Source organism: Streptomyces sp. NBC_01474, from assembly GCF_035918215.1.
Classification (GTDB): domain Bacteria; phylum Actinomycetota; class Actinomycetes; order Streptomycetales; family Streptomycetaceae; genus Streptomyces; species Streptomyces aureus.
On sequence record NZ_CP109449.1, the window covers coordinates 1,840,905 to 1,860,624 of the forward strand.

General features: G+C 67.9%; 15 protein-coding genes and 2 pseudogenes. 4 read left to right on the plus strand and 13 right to left on the minus strand.

What is annotated here, in order from left to right:
- Window positions 1-634 precede the first annotated feature (634 nt).
- Window positions 635-1,145, plus strand: a pseudogene (locus tag OG758_RS08685) (DUF1152 domain-containing protein); the annotation flags it as partial.
- A 59-nt stretch (window positions 1,146-1,204) separates the two neighbouring features.
- Window positions 1,205-1,648: a hypothetical protein gene (locus OG758_RS08690; RefSeq protein WP_326709444.1), complete on the plus strand. Its 444-nt coding sequence runs from the start codon at window positions 1,205-1,207 to the stop codon at window positions 1,646-1,648.
- Between the two features lie 147 nt (window positions 1,649-1,795).
- Here the strand turns inward: OG758_RS08690 and OG758_RS08695 are convergent, their stop codons facing one another.
- From OG758_RS08695 to OG758_RS08740, 10 genes and pseudogenes are all read right to left on the minus strand, one after another.
- Complete coding sequence (locus OG758_RS08695) at window positions 1,796-2,236, minus strand: VOC family protein (protein ID WP_078644858.1); 441 nt, start codon at window positions 2,234-2,236, stop codon at window positions 1,796-1,798.
- Window positions 2,237-2,961: 725 nt separating this feature from the next.
- Window positions 2,962-3,612, minus strand: a complete 651-nt coding sequence (locus OG758_RS08700) for a peptidoglycan recognition protein family protein (protein ID WP_326709445.1) — start codon at window positions 3,610-3,612, stop codon at window positions 2,962-2,964.
- A 496-nt stretch (window positions 3,613-4,108) separates the two neighbouring features.
- On the minus strand, window positions 4,109-4,444 hold the full coding sequence (locus OG758_RS08705; protein ID WP_326709446.1) for a hypothetical protein: 336 nt from the start codon (window positions 4,442-4,444) through the stop codon (window positions 4,109-4,111).
- Between the two features lie 708 nt (window positions 4,445-5,152).
- Window positions 5,153-5,515: pseudogene (locus OG758_RS08710) on the minus strand (aromatic amino acid lyase); the annotation flags it as partial.
- Between the two features lie 12 nt (window positions 5,516-5,527).
- Window positions 5,528-5,713, minus strand: a complete 186-nt coding sequence (locus OG758_RS08715; RefSeq protein ID WP_326709447.1) for a hypothetical protein — start codon at window positions 5,711-5,713, stop codon at window positions 5,528-5,530.
- Complete coding sequence (locus tag OG758_RS08720; protein WP_326709448.1) at window positions 5,701-6,963, minus strand: MFS transporter; 1,263 nt, start codon at window positions 6,961-6,963, stop codon at window positions 5,701-5,703. The genes OG758_RS08715 and OG758_RS08720 overlap by 13 nt, the downstream gene beginning before the upstream one ends.
- Window positions 6,964-7,796: 833 nt before the next feature.
- The gene (locus tag OG758_RS08725; protein ID WP_326709449.1) at window positions 7,797-10,166 is read right to left on the minus strand and encodes an ATP-binding SpoIIE family protein phosphatase; all 2,370 of its coding nucleotides are present in this window, start codon (window positions 10,164-10,166) and stop codon (window positions 7,797-7,799) included.
- 464 nt (window positions 10,167-10,630) lie between these two features.
- Window positions 10,631-11,170: a GNAT family N-acetyltransferase gene (locus OG758_RS08730; RefSeq protein WP_326709450.1), complete on the minus strand. Its 540-nt coding sequence runs from the start codon at window positions 11,168-11,170 to the stop codon at window positions 10,631-10,633.
- A 458-nt stretch (window positions 11,171-11,628) separates the two neighbouring features.
- Window positions 11,629-14,193, minus strand: coding sequence for an MFS transporter (locus OG758_RS08735; protein ID WP_326709451.1), 2,565 nt, complete (start codon window positions 14,191-14,193; stop codon window positions 11,629-11,631).
- A complete protein-coding gene (locus OG758_RS08740; RefSeq protein ID WP_326709452.1) occupies window positions 14,186-14,641 on the minus strand; it encodes a MarR family winged helix-turn-helix transcriptional regulator in 456 nt (151 codons plus the stop codon). The genes OG758_RS08735 and OG758_RS08740 overlap by 8 nt, the downstream gene beginning before the upstream one ends.
- 296 nt (window positions 14,642-14,937) lie before the next feature.
- On the opposite strand from OG758_RS08740, the gene OG758_RS08745 reads away from it, so the two are divergent.
- Window positions 14,938-15,294, plus strand: coding sequence for a hypothetical protein (locus OG758_RS08745; RefSeq protein ID WP_326709453.1), 357 nt, complete (start codon window positions 14,938-14,940; stop codon window positions 15,292-15,294).
- 544 nt (window positions 15,295-15,838) lie between these two features.
- On the opposite strand, the gene OG758_RS08750 is transcribed toward OG758_RS08745, so the two are convergent.
- Both OG758_RS08750 and OG758_RS08755 read right to left on the minus strand, forming a co-directional pair.
- Window positions 15,839-16,297: a hypothetical protein gene (locus tag OG758_RS08750; RefSeq protein WP_326709454.1), complete on the minus strand. Its 459-nt coding sequence runs from the start codon at window positions 16,295-16,297 to the stop codon at window positions 15,839-15,841.
- 324 nt (window positions 16,298-16,621) lie between these two features.
- Entirely contained in the window at window positions 16,622-17,182 is a 561-nt protein-coding gene (locus OG758_RS08755) for an SMI1/KNR4 family protein (protein ID WP_326709455.1), read from the minus strand.
- Window positions 17,183-18,119: 937 nt separating this feature from the next.
- On the opposite strand from OG758_RS08755, the gene OG758_RS08760 reads away from it, so the two are divergent.
- Entirely contained in the window at window positions 18,120-18,599 is a 480-nt protein-coding gene (locus tag OG758_RS08760; protein WP_326709456.1) for a hypothetical protein, read from the plus strand.
- Between the two features lie 378 nt (window positions 18,600-18,977).
- Here OG758_RS08760 and OG758_RS08765 read toward each other — a convergent pair whose 3' ends face one another.
- Window positions 18,978-19,394: a hypothetical protein gene (locus OG758_RS08765; protein WP_326709457.1), complete on the minus strand. Its 417-nt coding sequence runs from the start codon at window positions 19,392-19,394 to the stop codon at window positions 18,978-18,980.
- Window positions 19,395-19,720 lie beyond the last annotated feature (326 nt).

The following is a 19,720-nucleotide window of genomic DNA, read 5'->3' on the forward strand; positions in this document are numbered from 1 at the left end:
CAGCCTCGCGAGGAGCCGCCGGGGCATCAGTAGGTCTCCCAGATGTACCAGCCGATTCGGTTGGGGGTGTACAGCGTCGCGCTGTGCTTAACCCCCTTGATGCGGTTGGCGGCCTGAGGAGAACGTGAGCTTCGGTTACCGGGATGCGGAATACACGCGGCGCCAATATCCCCATCATGGACACTTGGGACACTGGTGACACCGACTCGAGGAATTCAATCCTGCGCTTACCCCCTCGCGTACAACCTGCCGTCCGGACACAGGGGCTCGATAGTTCGACGGGAAGCTTCTCGCGACAGCTGGAAACAACTAGAGGTCTGGGGGCAGCCGGTTGGTTCACAGCCGCCACAGACTGGTACTGAGAAGTACCCCGCCCCTGCCGACCCGCCACGCGGGACGGCCGCGCTGCCTCTCTTGTTGTGAGGCCGCGGGCGACCTCGCCAGGAGTTCATCGGTGGCAGCGAGGCGGCAGAGACGGCTGGCGCATCGGAGTCGACGGCCGCGTTCCCGGTCGTCGACCCGGCCGACCCCGCCGCGCTCTACTGGGACATGTACACCAAGCGCGACCGCGTCGAGGAAGTCCACCCCCCGCCCTCCAGACCGACTGCCCCGCGCGCCCCAGCCAAGAGCGCCTCCGGCTGCAACTACAGCCGACAGCACGCCGAGCACCAGCGGAGTACGCGGCCGCTGCGAGGTCAGAGACGCCGGCCTTCCAGTCTCACTCACCGACGAAGGCCCCACCGTCCACGAAGCGGACCTGGACGAGGCTCTCAACCGCAACGAGCGCGCACGCGCCGTCCTCGCAACGGAGACCCACCGAGGCAGAGCAACACAGCCGGGAAGTCTGCGGATACTCGGAGATCGACTACGAACGCAACAAGGCCAGTTGGCTCAGCAGCCAAGCAGAACAGAAGCTCGACCCGGAAGCCGTGTTCCGTCAACTCGACCAGTTCGAGGTTCAGGCCCGCGCCCGCGGCATCGCCCACACGACATTCCGCAGACTCACCGAAGCTTTCGGCCTCAACGGCAAGCAGCGCCAGGACCTCAGAGCCCTACTGCTCAGCAGCCGACCGGAGCAGTACGAAGCCCCGCTGCGGCGCATCCCAGCCGAAGTGTCGGGTCTCGGGGTCTCGGGTGAGGCTTGACGGTTCGGCATCAGGTGATGCTTGACGTCTGGCCTGAACATCGTGGCTTACTGGCTGCCATGGCGGACCGTTTTTCTGAGATCACCTCCGTGGAGGAGTTCATCCGGCTGCGGGAAAGCGAGGACCCGGAGGAGTACAACCGCTCGGCGTGGGCGACTCTCCCGCTGCACGTCTGGTGGGACCTGGTGCGCAACCATCCCGACATGCGTTTCTGGGCCGCGCATAACAGGACGGTGCCGTCGGAGATCCTGGCCGAGCTGATCAAGGATCCGGACTGGCGGGTCCGAGACCGGGTGGCCAGCAAGCGCCGCTGCCCGCCCGAGCTGCTCGAACAGTTGGCCGACGATCCGCATGACGCCGTGCGGAGGCTCGTGGCAGGCCATCCCCACTCGCCGCGGTCGGCGGTGGCGCGATTGGTCGATGACCGGTGGCCGGTCATCGCGCAGGAAGCCCGCGCTCGGCTGGCCAACTGGCTGTACCCGCAGACCTCCGAGCCTTGCTGACGCGGCAATCACACGATCTTCCGGCGGTTGTGTTCGCCGGACTTGCGGACGAACACCTCCTTCCAGGTGACTCGCGGGACGGTGGTGATCAGCTCTTGGCCGTGGAAGATACGGATCGTTTTCTCATCCAGGATCGGTTCCTCTTTCTCAGCGCAGTTGCTCGGCCAGTCCGACGATGATGCCCTCCGGGCCGCGGAGGTAGCAGAGCAGATAGCTGTCCTCGAACCGGGCGATCTCGCCGACGAGTTCGGCGCCGTGAGGGCGCAGACGGGCAACGGTGTCCTCGATGTCGTCGACGGCGAACATGACGCGGTGCGTGCCCAGAATGTTGTGCGGCCGGTTGCGCGGCCCGGCGCTGATCACCGCGGGGCTGCGGTACTTCGCCAGCTCGAGCCGGCTGTGACCGTCCGGGGTCCGGACCATCGCGATGTCACAGCGGACGCCGTCGAGTCCGGTGCACTGGTCGGCGACGAGGCCCTCGACCTCCGCCCTGCCCTCCAGCTCCATACCGAGTTCCACGAAGAACGCGATGGCGGCATCCATGTCCTCGACGACGATGCCGACGTTGTCCATCCGCTGAATCGCCATGCTGGTTTCTCCTTCTTCCTCGTGCGGCCGGTGGTGGCCGCTGACGTGCCTGGGACGGAGCCGGTGACACGTTCTCGACATCCACAGACCGCCGAACTTCGAAAGTCATCGCGCCTCAGGTGAGCTTCATCCGGATGTACCAACCCTCCGCCAGCACGATGAGAATGACACCCACGAAGGCCCACGCCGTGGTTGCTGCGCTGTGCGAGGTATCGATCAGATCAAGCATGCCCACCTGGGCTCCGTCTCCCGTCCCGTCCACCGTCGACCCAGGCAGAACCGAGTAGACGCGGCCCCTGGCGTCGCGGTCGTTCGTGCAGTGGCGCGCTCCACCTGGACGCCATCAACCACGCCCGCTCCACGGTATGTGGGTCGACGGCGGACGGGATGGGAGCCGGGGAGGGTGGTGGGTTGAGGAGGGATTTGAAGGTGCCGGCGGGGCCGTCTCCGGGCCGTGGAAGGGTGCTCAGCGATGACTAACGATGACAACTACCCACGGCTCCTCAACAGCAGGTCAGAGCCGTGCTCCGCCGGAAAGGCGCAGGCCACCAGGCCGGGTCACCACTTCTTCGACACGACGCGGCCAGGGTGAACGACGCGGCCAGGGCCAGAACCGCCGGCAACCCCACTCAAAGGTCCGGCCGCTCGATGCCGGACCCTTTGTGGTGTGGCCGGGGAGTAGGGGACGTGGCACCGCCCCGGCACAGGATGCGCCCGGCGGTCAACTACTGCCCTGATGCAGGGCCCGCAAGGTCACCGGCGGGGTCGGCACCGAAGGGTGTCCGTGCAGACCTGCCCTGGAGATGGGCGGCGAGGTGGCGGATCGCGGGGAGCCGGGCGAACAACGCCTCCCCGGGGCAGTCGGTGGCAAAGCCGTCGCGATGGCCGGAGATCGCGTTGAATGTGGCCGAAGTTCCCTTGGTGTAACGGCTCTTGTCATTCGTGGATGTCAGCCGCACCTTGCTGGTGGGGTCGACGCCGCGCAAGCCGAGTTTCCAGGCGGCGAGGGCCGCGATCCCGCGTTCCATGGCGGCCGGCACCGGCGTCCCTGGTCCGAATGTGCCGATCGCCGCGATCCCCACGGTGCCCTGGTTGAACCCGATGGCGTGGGAGCCGATGACCGGGCGGTCGGTACCGCCGGCGCGGCCTTCGTAGATGTTGCCGCATTTGTCGACGAGGAAGTTGTAGCCGAGGTCTCCCCAATTCCTGTCACGGGTCTGGCCCGTGTACAGATTGCGCAAAGTACGCGGGACGTCCGCGCACCTGTAGTTGTTGGGGGTGTCGGTGTGGTGGATGAAGATCGCTGCAACCCCTTGCGCGTAGTGGGCATGGGGGTCGCGCTTGGTCTCGTCGGCCCCCCACTGCGAACGCGACACGATGACGGGTCGATGTGCTGTGTGAGGGAATAGCACGGGCGCCGCCCCGAGGGACGGGAAGGTCCGAGCGAAAGTGCCAGCCGGCTCCGTAACCGCTTCGGCCCGCCGCGCCGATGGAAGGGATTCCGACTTCGTTCCACTGATGGCGGCGGCCTTCGTCATTCCGGCCGGTGCCACCACGAGAGGAACTGCCATGGGGACCATGACCCACAGTGCTATTCGATGCAGACGCACAGGAAAACCTTCTTTGTCTCCCCGACAGGACGGATGGAGCACGTACGCCCAACAGCTTTGCGGGCGAAGGTCCGCTGCGCGCGCCGGGTTACGGCAGTCGAGCGAGCGTTTCGACGCTCAGCACCGCATCTGACGCCACGCGCTGATCCACCAGGGATTGTGGATCTCGGCCAGCCGCGGGTGTCGATGCGGCCGAAGGCATGCGGAGGACGCGGAAGGGGTGCCCTCCCCCAACAGCGGAAGGGCACCCCGGGAAGGACGGTCAGCGGTGGTCGTAGCGGTCGTGACCCCAGCGGTCGTCACGGTCGCCGCGGTGGTGACCCCAGCGGCTGTCGCGGTGGTGACCCCAGCGGCTGTCGCGGTGGTGACCCCAGCGGCCGTCACGGTGGTGACCCCAACGGCCGTCGTGGTCGCCGCGGTGGTGACCCCAACGGCCGTCGTGGTCGCCGCGCCCGTAGTCGTCACCGTGGTCGTTTCCACGGTCGTGCGTGGCCTGAGAAACCACCGAAGGCGCGGCGGCGGCGCTGGCGCCAGTGGCGCCGCCCACCAAAATGGCGCCCGCGATGCCCAGCGCGGCGGCCAAACGGGAAACTTGCATTCCATGCTCCTTTCACGGCAGGTACCTGATGCGCCTGCCTGGGTCGGACACCTTCATGTTCACGCCCGCAATTCACCGTTACGTCCGACTCGCCATCAAAGGCGCCTTATGTAGCGAAAAATCGTTGAAACGGGAACCGACGCGGGCGTGTCGGCGTCACGCGCGCGTACGGGTGGCCCCCGTCCACCAGGGTGACCTTGCACCTCACGATCTGGCCGAGTTCGCGCTCCCAGACGACCCGCCTCTCCGCGAGCACCTCCACCACCAGCAGCAGCCCCGACTCGCCCCACAGCACCGGTCCGGCACATGCAGGCAGACATCAGTGCCCGCGGACTATCCGCGGACAGGCAGCCATCGAGTACGCAGAAACGACCCTGTGACCAGCAGCGACGCCACAGACCCAAAGAGCCTCCGGAGTCGTGCGCGATCGCGGAGCAGCCCTGTCGGTGGCCAGCTGCACGGTCCGCCCATGAGCGAAAGACCCCGACTGGTTGGTGCAAGGGCATAGGGAGGGAGCAACGCGAGCTGGGCGCCGGCACGCTGGATGCGGACTGACCACGGCGGCGTACGGCTCACGCGAGCCCTGAAGCGCGGTCAGGGTGAGCGCCGCGATCAGCGGCACCTGGTCAAAGACGTGGCCAGGCGGGTGGCGGCAAGCGCCGACCGGCCGATGGTCAGGGCGCTGCTGGAGATGAGAGGGAGGGCGTCTCAGCGGGTCAGAGTGAGGGGCGCCGGGGCCGGGTCGGGCCGGTCCCGGCCCGCACCAGGGCAGCTCGCCGGCGAGGGGCAGACCCAGTTCGGCGAGGGCGCTGAGGTCACCGGTGCGAGGGCGCCGAGTTCGTGCACCGTCGGGATGTGGCCGCCGGACAGCGCCTGGGCGAGGGCTTCAAGGGCGGCAGCGTCGATCGCGGTGCCACCGGCGAGCAGTTGGTTGAGGCGGACCCTGAGCATGGCCCGCACTTCGTCGTCCGGGGCGAGCGGGCCGAGGGCGCCGCTGTGGCTGCGGAGCAGGCGCATGCCGAAGGTGTCCTCGCCCGCGCCCGTGGGGACAGCGGCCGTCTGGTTGGCGCGGACGCCGGTTGTCTAGCCGTGGACGGGCCTGCGGGCGGCGATCCGCTGGGCGCTCTCGCGGGCCGCGGCGACCCGGTCCCGGGCCGGCCGGGCGACGGTGACGCCGGCCCGGCCGTGGGCGACCGTGGTGACATCGGCGACAGTAAGGCCGGTGCCCTCCAGGACGAGCAGGGTGGTGCGGTCCGTCAGTGGTGCCATTCCTCGGCGGTCAGGGTGTCTCGGGTCTCCGGCGCCCAGGCGAGGCTCACCGCCCAGCCGACGAGGAGGACAAGCGTCATCCAGCCCATGGTCCAGCCGATCCCGAGGGCGTCCAGGCTGACCGGGAGCAGGAAGGTGCCGAGTGCGGAGGCGATCCGGCTGCTGCCATTGAGCAGACCGACGCCGGAGGCGCGCAGCGCAGTCGGGAACAGCTCGGCCGGGTACACCTGGGTGATGTTGGAGGCACCTGCCATCACGAACGTGTAGGCGACGAACGGGATCATCAGGGCCCAGCTGCCGGCGTCGCTGAGTACCGCCATGGCGCCGAGCGCGACGGCCAGGACCAGGAAGCTGTGCACGGTGAACGGGCGCCGGCCCATGCGCAACATCGGCCACAGGCCGAGGACACCGCCGAGGAGCAGGGCCACGTCGATGACGATGTTCTGCGCGGTCGTGTCGCCGATGTTGAGGGTGCCGAGGATCTGCGCGGTGAAGGTGTAGATCGCGAAGTAGGGCAGCACCTGGGCGCTGTAGAAGATGATCCCGAACCAGGTTTTGGTGGCCTGTCCTGGGGCGAACAGCTCCCGGTAGCGGACGGTGGGGGTGGGCTCCGCCGGGGTGGGCGGCGCGGCCTGCGGGTCGATGTCCTGCTTGAGGAACCTGCGGCGGATCTCGGCGGCCTCGGTGTACCGGCCCTGGGTGGCCAGCCAGCTCGGTGACTCGGGGATGCCGATGCGCAGCACCAGGACCAGGAGCGCGGGCAGTGAACCGCTGGCGAGCAACAGATGCGCGGCTTGGTCGGTGGCGGGGATCAGGGCGCCGAAGATGTTGGCGGCCACGTAGCCCACGGTCCACAGAACAGTGAGCGAGCCGAGCAGTAGTCCGCGCAGTCGCTGCGGCGCGAACTCCGAGAGCAGGGTCGGGCCGACCGCGTAGTCGGCGCCGAGGCCGAAGCCGATGAGCAGGCGCAGCGCGAACAGCGCGGCCGGATCGGTGGTCCACATCTGGAGCGCCGAAGCGATCGTGATGAGGATGAAGTTGTACAGGTAGAGCCGCTGTCGGCCGATCCTGTCAGCCACGCTGCCGAGCAGGACGCTTCCCAGGAAGAGTCCGATCAGCGCGGAGGCGCCGAGCAGCCCTGACCACGCGCCGGACAGGCCCATCGTGGTGTCCAGGATCGGCAGGGCCGCGCCGATGACGCCCAAGGCGTAGCCGTCCGAGAAGTTGGCGCCGAAGGTGGTGGCGGTCACTCGGAGGTGGAACCTGGTGAACGGTTCCGCGGCGCGTTCTCGCTGGGGCGTCTGCATCCCGCCAGAGGGCGGAGTGTGCACGGCAGAGCTCAAGGCTGTCTCCTGGGGTGGTGGGAGGCACGGTGCGCGGCGGCGATGACGGAGATCCGAAGCGACGCCAGACGTCAGAATGAATGATTAATTTCAATGAATCAATGGTTGAATGAAAAGAAACTGCAAGGACACGCACGCCTCCCGCACGTCCCGAAGCTCCGCTCCGATTCCTGTGCACGGTTCGCGATACGCGCCGCCCCGCCCCGCCCCGCCCCGCCCCGCCCCGGGGCAGGTCAGACCGAGTGATGACGGCAACGACACCGGGCCCTTGTTCCGGTTCCAGTCCTTGGCCGGCGGTGGGCGCCGGGGCCATCGACATCCTGCTCCGCCTCGCCGCCCGCCCCGGCCCGGTGCCCGCCCGCGACGATCAGCCCCGGCCGAGGGATCCCCAGGTCGTCGGCGTATCCCATTCTGACCATGCTCGCAGACCGCGGTTTCGTGGCCTTCCCCCCGAGGAGTGTGAGGCGCGGCCGGGAGGCTGGCTACGCGTCGACTTCCTGGACCTTCGGCCCGGGTGCCGTAGCGGGTGATTGCCAGCTGGCACCCAGGTGACGGGCCGGCCGGGTGCACACGAGGTCCGGATTCAGGCCCCAGCAGAGACGGGAGTGCGAGCGGCAGTAGCCGGACATGGTCCGAGCCGAGAACGCTCCACCGTCCCGACCTGCGGCGATGACTTTACAAGCCCCACACGATGCCTGACACACCCAGACCTCAGAAGACGGGCGCTCGCATCGCGGCTTTCAGACAGAGGCGGGCAGCGGCTGTTCGGCCCATATCGTCTTGCCATCGGCTGTGTAGCGGGTCCCCCAGCGCTGGGCCACCCCCGCGACCAGGAACAGTCCGCGGCCTCCCTCCTCCGTGATCGAAGCGCGCCGCATGTGCGGAGACGTGCTGCTGGTGTCCGATACCTCACAGATCAAAGTGTGTTCGCGGATGAGCCGCAGGCTGATGGGGCCGGAGGCGTGCCTGATGGCGTTGGTGACGAGTTCGCTGACGATCAGCTCGGTGGTGAAGGCGGCCGCTTGCATGCCCCAGACCTGCAGTTGACTGACAGACCTCTCACGCGCCTCGTGGACGGCGGACGGCTCGGCGGGCACGTCCCAAGCGGCAACGCAGTCAGAACTCAGTGCGCGGGTACGTGCAATGAGGAAGGCAACGTCGTCAGAGGGACGATCGGGCAGCAGGATTCTGACCATGGTGTCGCAGATCTCGTCCAACGGTCGGTCAGGGTGAGCAAGGGCGAAGCACAGGCGCTCGAATCCGACATCGATATCGCGGTCGCTCGCTTCGATCAGCCCGTCGGTGTACAGCGCGATGATGCTTCCCTCCTCGACCGGGATCTCTGCCGACTCGAAGGGCAAGCCACCCAGCCCCAGCGGCGGCCCTGCGGGGACGTCGGGGAACTCGACCGGCGCGTCGAGGTGCGCGATCGCGGGGGTGGGATGTCCGGCACGGGCCATGGTGACGGTGCGGGCGATCGGGTCGTAGATGGCATAGACACAGCTCGCGCCGATAACGACGGGCCCGTCGGATGTGGCTTCCGCCTCGTCGGAGAGACGCACCACGAGGTCGTCGACTTTGGTCAGCAGCTCGTCCGGGGGAAGATCAAGGTCCGCGAGGGTCTGAACGGCCGCCCGGAGGCGTGCCATGCTGGCCGCGGCGTGGATGCCGTGTCCGACGACATCGCCGACCACGAGCGCCACTCGGGCACCGGAGAGCGGAATGACATCGAACCAGTCACCGCCGACGCCCACTTCGGCGTCAGCCGGCAGGTACCGGTAGGCGGCTTCGACGGCGGTGAGATCGGGCAGGTCCTGCGGCAGCAGGCTCTTCTGCAAGGTCAGCGCTGCCTGCTGCTGGCGTGTGTAACGCCTGGCGTTGTCGACGCACAAGGCGGCCCGGCCCACCAGGTCTTCGACGAGGAGGAGGTCGTCCTCGTCGAACGGGCGGGGATTCTTCCAGCGCAGCAGGGTGATGACGCCCATATTGATGCCGCGTGCCCGCACCGGCACCACCAGCTGCGTGTGCACGCCCAGCCGGATCAGCCTTGTCCAGCGCAGTGGGTCTTTCGCGAGCCAAGGCGTCGACGGGCGAACCTCCTCGCGGATTGGCTGTCCATTGGCCAGGGAGCGTCGTTGGGGTGACTCCTTGGGGTAATTGGGCGTCGTGCCGATCCCGACACTCACTTCTGGGAGATCTTCCTGGATCGAGAGGTGGGCCACCCGGCACAGGGTGTCAGAGCACTCGGCGGATCTCGGAGTGAGATCCATCGGTGTATGGACACTTTCGAGCAGGTCAACTGCCACGAAGTCCGCGACGTTGGGCACCACGACCTCGGCAAGTTCGCGCACCGTACGGTCCAAGTCCAGGGTGGTGCCGATGTGCTCACTGGCCGTGTTGAGCAGTGTCAGCCGTTCGCGCGCCGGGTCCTGACCCTGGAAATCGAGGACGGCGTGGCAGACCCCGAGCAGGTCGCCGTCAGCGCCGCTCAAGGGAAAGGAGGAGCGGAGCCTGACATGACCGCCGTCTTCCCGGCCGGCCAGCCGGACCGGCGCTATGTTCTCCAGAGCCACCGGTGCCTGCCCTGACTTCAGTACCTGCTTGGCCTGGCGTGCGACGATCGGCGATGGTTCCGCACCGGCGGCCGGACTGGTGGCGGCACCGCTCACCTCCTCGTCCAGGTGAGCCATCGCGAGGTTCACCCACTCGTACCGGAGGTTCGTGTCGAGCACGGCGACACCCAGCGGGGACTGCTGCAGCAGGCTCCACGCGACATCCTCACGCCACTCGTTGTCGCGCAGCGCTGCGGCGTCCCGCAAGGCGACGAGCCACTCGCGATGCCCACCGAGCGCGTGAAGCCGGCATGCACGAACCGCGAGTTCTACGGGACGCCCCTCGCGGTGGAGGGCTGCGAGGAGGCCCTCCCAGCCGTTCTCCGCCCCCAGCAGCCATGACTGCACGGCAGGCACATCGCCCTCGTCGACGAGCAGGGTTGTCACGGAGTGCCCCAGCACGTCGGCCGCGGTGTACCCGAGGAGATCCTGAGCGGCCTGGTTCCAGCCCGCGATGACGCCGTGGCTGTCCACCATCAGCAAAGCCGCAGTTGCCATGTCGAATGGTCTGAGCGGATCTCCGCCGCCCGCTTCACTCCTGAAGCCCATAGCGTCATCCCATCCACGGGCACGACCTACGCACACATTGTCGCATCGGGGGCCGGAGAATGCTGCGGCGGTGAAGCCGCAACCGCCCTGATCATTGCCCCCGAGCGCGACCGGTACAGCGCAATCGCGTCCGCCGGGAACTCCGGCGGGTTGCGCTTCGTGACCACGAAATACTGCGTCAGCGAGCTCGTGGGCCGCAGCTCACCGGGTCACCTACATGTGCGCCAGAGTCTCCCTAGCATCGTCCTGGCATGCCTGGACAGGTCGAACCCGTACCCATCTCCATGGACGCAATCCCGCCGAACCTGCCGGTCGGCGGGGTCACAACGCGGCTTCGTCCACGAGTGTCGACAGCGCTGGGCTCCGTCCTGGCAGTGCCGTCGAGTTGCGGATCTGCACTGTCGAGCACGAGCTCAAGCGGACGGCGTGCCCGGTGACCGCATGCCGAGCCACTGCTCGGCGTCCCAGGCCTGGAACCGCTCCACCTCGGTGAATCCCAGCTTTGCCGCGAGACGCATCGAGCCGACGTTGGCGGTCTGGGTGGTGAGCACCACCGGCTCGCCGGGAAGGACGCCGTCGAACCAGTCGAGTGCCGCCGCGCACGCCTCGGCGGCGTACCCGGATCCCCACGCCCGCGGCAGGAACAGGTAGCCGAGATCGGCCTTCCCCGCGGCAGCCGGGCGACGGTGCTCCGTTGCTCTCCTGAGCAGGATCTGGCCGATCATCGACCCGTCGAGATCAACGACGAAGCTCCCGGGCCACCGTGCGGGCACCCCGGACATCTCGCGTTCGAGCTCGTCACGCGGCCGGGGGCCGCCGAGGTAGGTGTGCACCTCTGGCGAGGCGAGCAGCTCGATGAACGCCGCACGGTCCCGGGCCTCGGGCTCACGGAGCACGAGCCGCTCGGTCCTGATCGGGGCAGGCGGCCAGGCGACGTCTCCGAGCTCAGTCATACCGGTCACCCAATCAGCAGGCTCGGCAGCGATCAAGGCTCGCGGACCGATCAACCCACCGGCCCGGGCCCCACACACACCAACGGGGCCGTGCAGGCCCGATCCGATCCATCCGCCAATCACCAGGAACGGCCAAGATCCGCATTTTGGTGATCAAGGACCGCTTTCCGCAGCCTGATCGCCCCCGAAGGCGCGGTGGCCTCCCACCTACGACCGCAACCGCTCGCCGCGCTGCCCGGCATCGGCCCCGCCACCGCCACCGCCACCGCCACCGCCACCGCCACCGCCACCGCCAGAATCCCGTCTCTCCTGGGTACTGGACGTCAGCTGTCCGGCCACGTGGTTGCCCGAGAGTGGGCGGTGCCGGGCGGGAGGACCGACCTCGCGATTCTCGACGCCGCAGGACGGCGGGCCCCAGGCCCTACTGCCTCTTGGGCTTTCAGGGACACCTGCGTCGGTCAGTGCCCCAGATTCACGTCCGCCTCCTTCTCGCCCTCGCCGCTCACCAGCAGCGGCACGGCCTGGGGCGCGTACCCGCTGGCGATCACGGTGTAGTCGCCGGTGTCCAGGTCGTTGAACGCGTAGGCGCCGTGTGCTCCGGTGACCGTCGTGGCGACCGTGTTGCCCGCCGCGTCGAGGAGCGTGACCCGGGCGTCGTCGACCGGGTGGCCCGCGCGGTTACGGACGGTGCCGTGGACGTGGGCGCCAGGGGCGAGGCGGATCTCGTAGCGGTTGGCGGCGCCGCCAGCCACCGCGGCCGGCAGGGCCGCCGGGCGGTGTCCGGGTGCGCTGACCACGAGGGTGTAGCCGCCGGGGGTCAGGTCGACGATGCCGAACTCGCCCGTGTGGTCGGCCGCTGCGGAGGCGACGACCTCGCCGCGCACGTCGGTCGCGATGACCAGGGCGCCGGGCAGCGGCCGGTCGCCGGGGGTGGCCAGGACCGTGCCGGTCAGGCCGGCCCCGCCGGAGAGCACCAGGTCGAAGTCGACCGGACCGTCGGCCACCGTGATGGTGGTGGCCTGCGGCTGCCGGGCGCCGCCGGAGGCGATCAGGACGTACGTTCCCTCGGCGGGCGCGGCGACCGCGTAACGGCCGTCCGCCTGCGTCGTCGTACGGCCGAGCTGGCTGCCGCGCAGGTCGATCAGCGTGACCACGGCGCCCGCCACGGGCGATCCCACGACGTCGCGGATGTGGCCGCGGACACCCGAGGCAAGTTCGTCCGCGAGAGCGGTGGCGAGCGAGGCGACCGGGGCCGCCTCCACTGCCTCCGCCGTGTCGGCCATCGCCGTCACGGGCGTCTCGGCGGCGGCATCCGAAGCGGTGCCGTTCTCCTCGGCCGCCCGCGCCTCCAGGCCCGACATCTTGCGCAGCGGGACCTCCTTGGTCCACAGGACCATGAGGAACGCGACCGCGATCACACCCGCCGCGATCAGGAACACCACGTGCATGGAGTCGGCGAAGCCCTGCTTGAAGGGCTCCGACAGGCGCGGGTCCAGGTGCTGGATGAACGACGAGTCGCTCAGTACGTCCGAGCCGCCGCCCGCGCCGGGGTGCTGCAGCATGTCGAGGACCGGCTTGTTGGCCGGGTCGGACAGAACCGCCGGGTCGTGCAGCGCGGCCTGGAACTGAGGCGTCCCCGCGGCCGACTTGAACGCCGAGGAGATCTTGTCGCCGACGTTCGAGAACAGCACCGACAGGAAGATGGCCGTACCGGCGGTGGCGCCCATCTGCCGGAAGAACGTGGACGACGCGGTGGCCACGCCCATGTCCTGCGGCGGCACGGCGTTCTGCACGGCGAGCACCAGGGTCTGCATGCAGCCGCCGAGGCCGAGGCCGAAGACGAGCATGTAGATCATGCTCTGCCACAGCGGGGTGTCCCACTGGACCTTGAAGTGGAAGAGCAGCAGCGCCGTGACCATGAGGACGGTGCCGATGGTCGGGAAGATCTTGTACCGGCCGGTCTTCGCGGTGATCTGGCCGGAGACGATGGACGCGATGATCATGCCGAGCATCAGCGGCAGCATCTCGAGACCGGACTTGGTGGGGCTCGCGCCCTTCACGATCTGCAGGTACTGCGGGATCATCAGCATCCCGCCGAACATGCCCGCGCCGATGAGGACGGACAGCAGGCTGGTCTTGCTGAAGATCGCGTTGCGGAACAGGCGCATCGGGATCAGCGCGTCGTCGCCCATCCGGCGCTCGACGAGGATCCAGGAGATGATGCCGACGACGCCGATGCCGTAGCAGGAAAGGGACTTCGTCGAGTCCCAGCCCCACTCGCGGCCCTGCTCGGCCACCAGGAGCAGCGGCACGACGCCGAGCGCGATGGTGAACGCGCCCCACCAGTCGATCCGCCGGTCGCGGCGGGTGTGCGGGATGTTGAGGACCTTGGCGACGACGAACAGCGCGATGATGCCGATCGGCACGTTCACCAGGAACACCCAGCGCCAGCCGACGACGCCCAGGATGCTGTCCTGGCCGGCGAGGAAGCCGCCGATGAGCGGCCCCGCGACGCTGGAGGTGGCGAAGGTGGCGAGCATGTAGCCCTGGTAGCGGGCCCGTTCGCGGGGCGGCACGATGTCGCCGATGATCGCCAGGGCGAGGGACATCAGGCCGCCGGCGCCGATGCCCTGCAAGGCTCGGAACGCGGCGAGTTCGGTCATCGACGTCGAGAACGTGCACGCCGCCGAGCCGACGATGAAGACGGTGATCGCGCCCAGGAAGTAGGGCTTGCGGCCGTGCAGGTCGGACAGCTTGCCGTAGAGAGGCGTCGCGATCGTCGAGGTGATCAGGTACGCCGTCGTCGCCCACGCCTGCTGGCTGAGGCCGTGCAGGTCGTCCGCGATGGTGCGGATCGAGGTGGAGACGATGGTCTGGTCGAGCGCGGCCAGGAACATGCCCAGCATCAGACCGCTCAGAATGGTCAGGATCTGACGATGGCTCAGGCCACCGCCGGAGGAGGCGGGTGTCGCCTCCGTGTGCTTTGCGGTGTCTCGGCGCGGCGCCGACACGGCCTCACTCATGCTTGCTTGCTCCCTGCTGCGCCCCGGCTTCGGGCTGCGTCCCGTCGCCGTGGCGTTTCTGTTGATTCGCTACCAGGTCGTCGTTCAGGCGTGTCATCAGCCGGATCAGCTGATACCGGTCCTCGGGGGGCCAGGGGCCGAGGAGCTCCGCCAGCTGCTCGTCGCGCTGCTGCCGGTACTTCTCATACACCGCCCTGCCGGACTCGGTCGCGTACAGCAGCGTGCCGCGCCGGTCCTCCGGATCGGGCCGCCGCTCGATCAGGCCGCGCTCCACCATCGAGCGGACCTGACGGCTGACCGTCGACAGATCGAGGAAGGTCTCGGCGGCCAGATCGGTGGCCCGCTGCTCCCCGTCCCGCAGGAGCCGGGCCAGCAGGACGCGCTCACCCGCGCCCTGCTCCAGCTTGGCCTGGTTCCTGCGTGCCGCGACCAGCCGGGTGAAGCGCACAATCTGGCTCCCCAGTCCTGCCCCCGCCTCCTCGGCACTCGCGACCCCGGTGTCCCCGGTTGCCCTGTGCTCCCCCGCTGCGCGGTCATGGACCGTCCCCTTGCCCATTGCCCGCCCCTTCTTCCGCTCACATTTTATTGCTTGTAGCTACCAAGTGAGTGTAGAGGGCCCGGAACGGCGTCCGGTACGGGGCTTCGGATGCACGACCCGGCGCATGTGGCGGCCTCATGCGCCGGGAGCGAAGGGGCCGACTCGAGAAGCTCTCCGTTGGAGGCGATCATGGTCTGCCGCTGACCGTGCTCGTACTCGACTCCCCCGACCGGACTCCCGCACTCACAGCCCAGGCCGAGAGCGTGGCGGAGGCCCGTGTGGTCTCGCACCCGCACGACAGCGCGCTCGCGCTCGCCAGGGCCAAGGTACTGCTGCCCGATGTCCTCGTCGCCGATCTGAGCGCCCGGTTCACGCCCGACTCGGCCACGGGCGTGCACCGTGCGCGGCAGCTGTCGACGCTGTGCACGGTCCTCGTGCACAGCTACGGCGCGGTCATCGGCACCATCGCAGCGGAGGTCTCCGTCGCCCCCGCACCCGACTCCACCCCGGGCGCGCTGGCCCGCGTCCTGACCGACGGACTCCTGCTGGCGGGCTTCGAATGACGGACGACTGACGGGCTTCGGCTAGGCCGCGAACCCGATCACCTCCCGTTCCGCGAACCCCTCCCGCACGTACTGGTGGATCAACCGCTCCCGCGAGGCCATGGCGATCCGCGACCGGCGCAGACACTGCTCATGCACCGCCCGGATCGCCTCCTCCACGCTTCCGTGCGATGCGCGAGGGATCGCACGGGCCGGTCGGGCGTCAGGACAAGACTGTGATGGGAGCTTTGGCCGGGCGCTATGAGGTCACAGGCGCTCGACCGGCCGCGTGCAGAGCGGCACCGCCCAGACCGCCGACGATTCCTGGAAAGGACAGCCCGAAGCGTCAATCGTTCGGTGGGTCAGGCTGCCGAACGGTGCCATGACCGATCCTCACAGTCGTTCGTACAGTGACGCGCTCCACCTGGACGCCATCAACCACGCCCGCTCCACGGTGTGTGGGTCGACGGCGGACGGGATGGGAGCTGGGGAGGGTAGTGGGTTGAGGTGTTCAATCGCGTGATCGCCAACTACCCCGTTCAGCGGCACCTGCAGCTATCTGGGTTCACTCCTTCTCCCCACAGAAGTAGGCGTACGGCGCCACGGAGACACCTTCTGCGACGGCGCGCTCATCGTCCTCGCTGGCCGCTGGATCGAGGTCGGGTGCCCACAGGGAGTGCATGGACCACACGCTGAAGCCGGCGTGGAAGTCGTGACCGATGTCGGAGGGGGTGCTGGTGTACCCCCGAGCATGGAGATCGGATACGACGTCATCGAGAAAACGATGGGTCAGCTGGAACCCGTCGAGCTGGGCTTCGGCATTCCCTCCCTCGCCGCTGTACTTGATTTCAACGAGCTCGACTGTGCTGTCTGCCGCATAGGTGATCACCAGCATCGGCGTGGTGTTGTAGACCGCGCGCTCGCCGCCGGGTCCGTGATGTGGCAGTCCGGTGCGCTCTTCGACGTGCGAGCGGTGGTCGCCGATCTTGACGAGGTCGACACCACGGCCGGGGATGATCTCCATGTCGCCATGCTGTCAGCCAAGGCAGACATGCTGAGCTCCGGGGCCCTCAACCAATAGACTCCCAAACTGGTGCTCCAGGCCCGCCCGAGAGAATGGCCGTGCTTGTCAAGGCTGCGTGCTGCGGCTGACACCAGAGGCTGACACCAACAAACATGAAAAGCAGCGGTCGACGCCGGACATCAGTGGACGATCGGCCGAGGCGCAGGCTCGGTTGACCGACGTCGACGGTCTTCTGTGATCGACCTGATAAAGATGAGGCAGTACAGCAGAGTTCACGAGGTCATCCCGCGCCAGGGCTGGGCCAAGGTGCATAGGGCGCGCCGTCTACTGTTCCTCGACGTACTGTCCGTCGATCACTGAGAAGTCGTCCAACCGAGCCGCCACACCTGTCAGGTATCCGACGAAGTCACTCGCTATGGGCCCGCTCGGCCCTGCTTCGTGGTCCATGTCGATGACCTGGCCGATCCTTCCACCAGGCCCCGGCGACAGGTCCAGCACCGCGCCGTTTCCCCCGCCGTCTGCATCGAGCGAGACCCAACCGATCTGCCACCAACCGACCTTAAGCGCCTCGCCGTCCGCAACGAAGTCCTTGAGGTCGTCAAAGTCGCCGCTGGTCAGGAGGTCTCGCCACACACTCACTTCTTGCAGGATGCCGTCACAGGACAACAGCGTGCCCGTGGGCCAGCCCCCGTCCGTCGATCCGTTGTGTCGCCGCAGCGAGGCCGTGACCGCCCCCGGTAGCTCGACACCGAGCGTGGCCTCAAGGGCGGCGATCTGCTCGCCGGAAGCCGGAGGCAGGATCAGATGCGCAGCACCCTGGGCCTCGTACCACCGTTCGATCTCATCCCACGCGCCCACAACATCCGCCGCGATCTCGTTTGCCATGAAAGTTCCCCCTGGTGGTTCTCTGCTCAGTTGTCAGTGACGGTGACCTTAGTGACGCGCACTGACAGTGCCGCCGAGGGGCGCACCAGCACCGCACCACATCGGCACCAGATCGAACGGGGAACAAGAGACGGGCCTCTCTCGAAGCCCCCAGCCCGTCCTAAGCGCCTGGTCGCACAGTGCGTGCCACAGTCGTGCCACATGGAGCGGTCAATCACGGTTCGCCTCAGCGGAGATGGGGCGACGACCCGCGGGCTCTCCGGAGCCGGGGTGGCCTGCGCACCAGGCTCCTCACTCACCCCTGCCCTTACAAGGCAGATGTCGGCGGTTCGAAACCGTCCGCGCCCACCAGGTTCGGAACGCGATCGGCACCGGCAGTCCTCGATCGACGGCTAGGCCTGCTAGATACCTGGCCGGGGTCTGCGAACCGGTGGCGCGGTGGAACTTTCTCTACTTCATCAAGGTCCGCGCACGGCGCGGGCGCGTGCCGTCTCTGCGGCACGGCCTGCCTCCTGTCTTCGCCCCAGCTGGCCGCGCCCGGCGGCGCGCTGCGTGCAAGCGGGCGCAGGTAGAAAGTCAGCCGCGGGCCAAAGATGTGCCTCCGGCGGGGGCGCTCAGACTCCGGGATGGATGGGGCGCCGTTCGCGAGTGCCGACCGGGTCGTGGCGAGCGTCGTGGGCTCCCATCCCGACCGCCATCGCCCCAAGCAGAGCCGAGCAGTCGCGGCCCAGGACGTCAAGGTCGTTCGTACAGTGGCACGCTCCACCTGGACGCCATGAACCACGCCCGCTCCACAGTGTGTGGGCCGAAGGCGGACGGGATGGGAGCCGGGGGAGGGTGATGGGCTGGCGGATCGCCCGCGTTGCCGATCGACTGTCAGAGCTGGGCGCTACCGTGAGGCCCCACTAGGCGACGGCTACAGAAAAAGGGGCGAGTCATGGGTGCCAGCGGGTGGGGCTACGTCACTCCCTACAGAGGAAGCCTCGAAGCGACGCTAGAGGCCCTGCACGACGAGGCCTTTGAGGAGTTGTACGGCGACGGCGACGAGTACGGGAGCCGTGAGGAGCTCTATGCCGATGAGGAGTTCATGGGTGAGGAGGGTACTCATTCGATTCTGGACGTGCAGCGCCTAGTCGAGACGACCGAGCCCCCGCAGCAGCGGGAGACGGACTACTTCACGCTCCGCCCGCTGCCCACTGCCCGACTTGTACACCACTTCGGCACGGAGCGCCCGACCGTGCAGCAGTACGAAGACGCGATGGCTCAGGCGTATGAGGCCATGTCCACCAGGCGTCCCGTGGACGAGGACACGACCTTGCTCGGCGAACACCGGATGCGCTGGACCGGCGTCTATGTGGTCCTTTACACCGACAGCCAACCTACCCACGTCGGCTTCTTCGGCGCTTCCGGGGACTGAGCCTCACCGCCGCGCAGCTTGTCAAGACCGCATACGGTGGCTGACACCAGCGGTTGACACCAACAAGCGCGAACAGCGGCGATCGGGGCCGGACCTCACTGGACGATCGCTCAAGGCGGCAGACCCGGTTGGATGTCCTCAGCCCCTCGTGATCGACCTGATAAGGATGCGGACCAACCTCAAAGCCTGCGAGCGGCCGTGCCTTCCCTGCCCGATAGACCGGGAACTCACGGGGAATCACGGTCACCGGCGGACAGTAGGCACGATGAAGGCCCCGACCGATGATGCTGATCAGGGCCTTCGATCACTGCGGTGGGTGTGGGATTTGAACCCACGGTGGCTCGCGTCACGACGGTTTTCAAGATAGCTAGTGCCGCATCAGGCATTGTTCGCCCTGGTGAGGAACCAAGCCAACACAGCCACGGCGATGGGCAACGCAACAAGGTAGCCGACGAGGATACCGACGCCCGGATCAGCCAGCGCAGGAAAGGCCCAGTTCACTGCTGCAGCCACGAGCAGGCTCACCGTTGCCAGCGCAAGGAGAGCGGCGACAACAGCAAGCCGACGCGGCGGGCCCGCCCCGCGGTACAACTCAGCCGCAGGCTCGAACGCGATAAAGCCCGTCACGATGAGGACGAAACCAGTGTCGGGCAGCCACCCGAACGGCCACCCCACCAGAGCGACCAACCCGGAGACAGCAAGGCCGCCCAGTTCCGCCGCGACGGTGGCCACTACCGGGTGGTCCCACGAGGGACGTCGGATCGAGCCGCTCCCACTGTCCTCTTCATCGGCCACATCGTCAGAGTAGCCATCGGCAGGGCGAACGTTGCCTGATGCGGCACTAGGGTGTTGACTCGCCCATTGATACTCCGCCGACCTCGTGTGCGCACGTCTCTACGCGGCACCTGCTTCACTAGCCAGTGCCTTCCACGCCCGGCACACTGGCCTCGGTCAACAGCACGAGACAGGGCGGGACATGACGGAGTACCACATCAAGGGCTTCGCCAAACCATGAGGCCACCTGTGACAGGTGCGGAGCGACGCTCAAGGAAGCGATCATCTTGGCTTCGCCTGACCTAGACGGTAAGCCTCAGGGGCACCTTTCCTACTTCGGCGCAGAC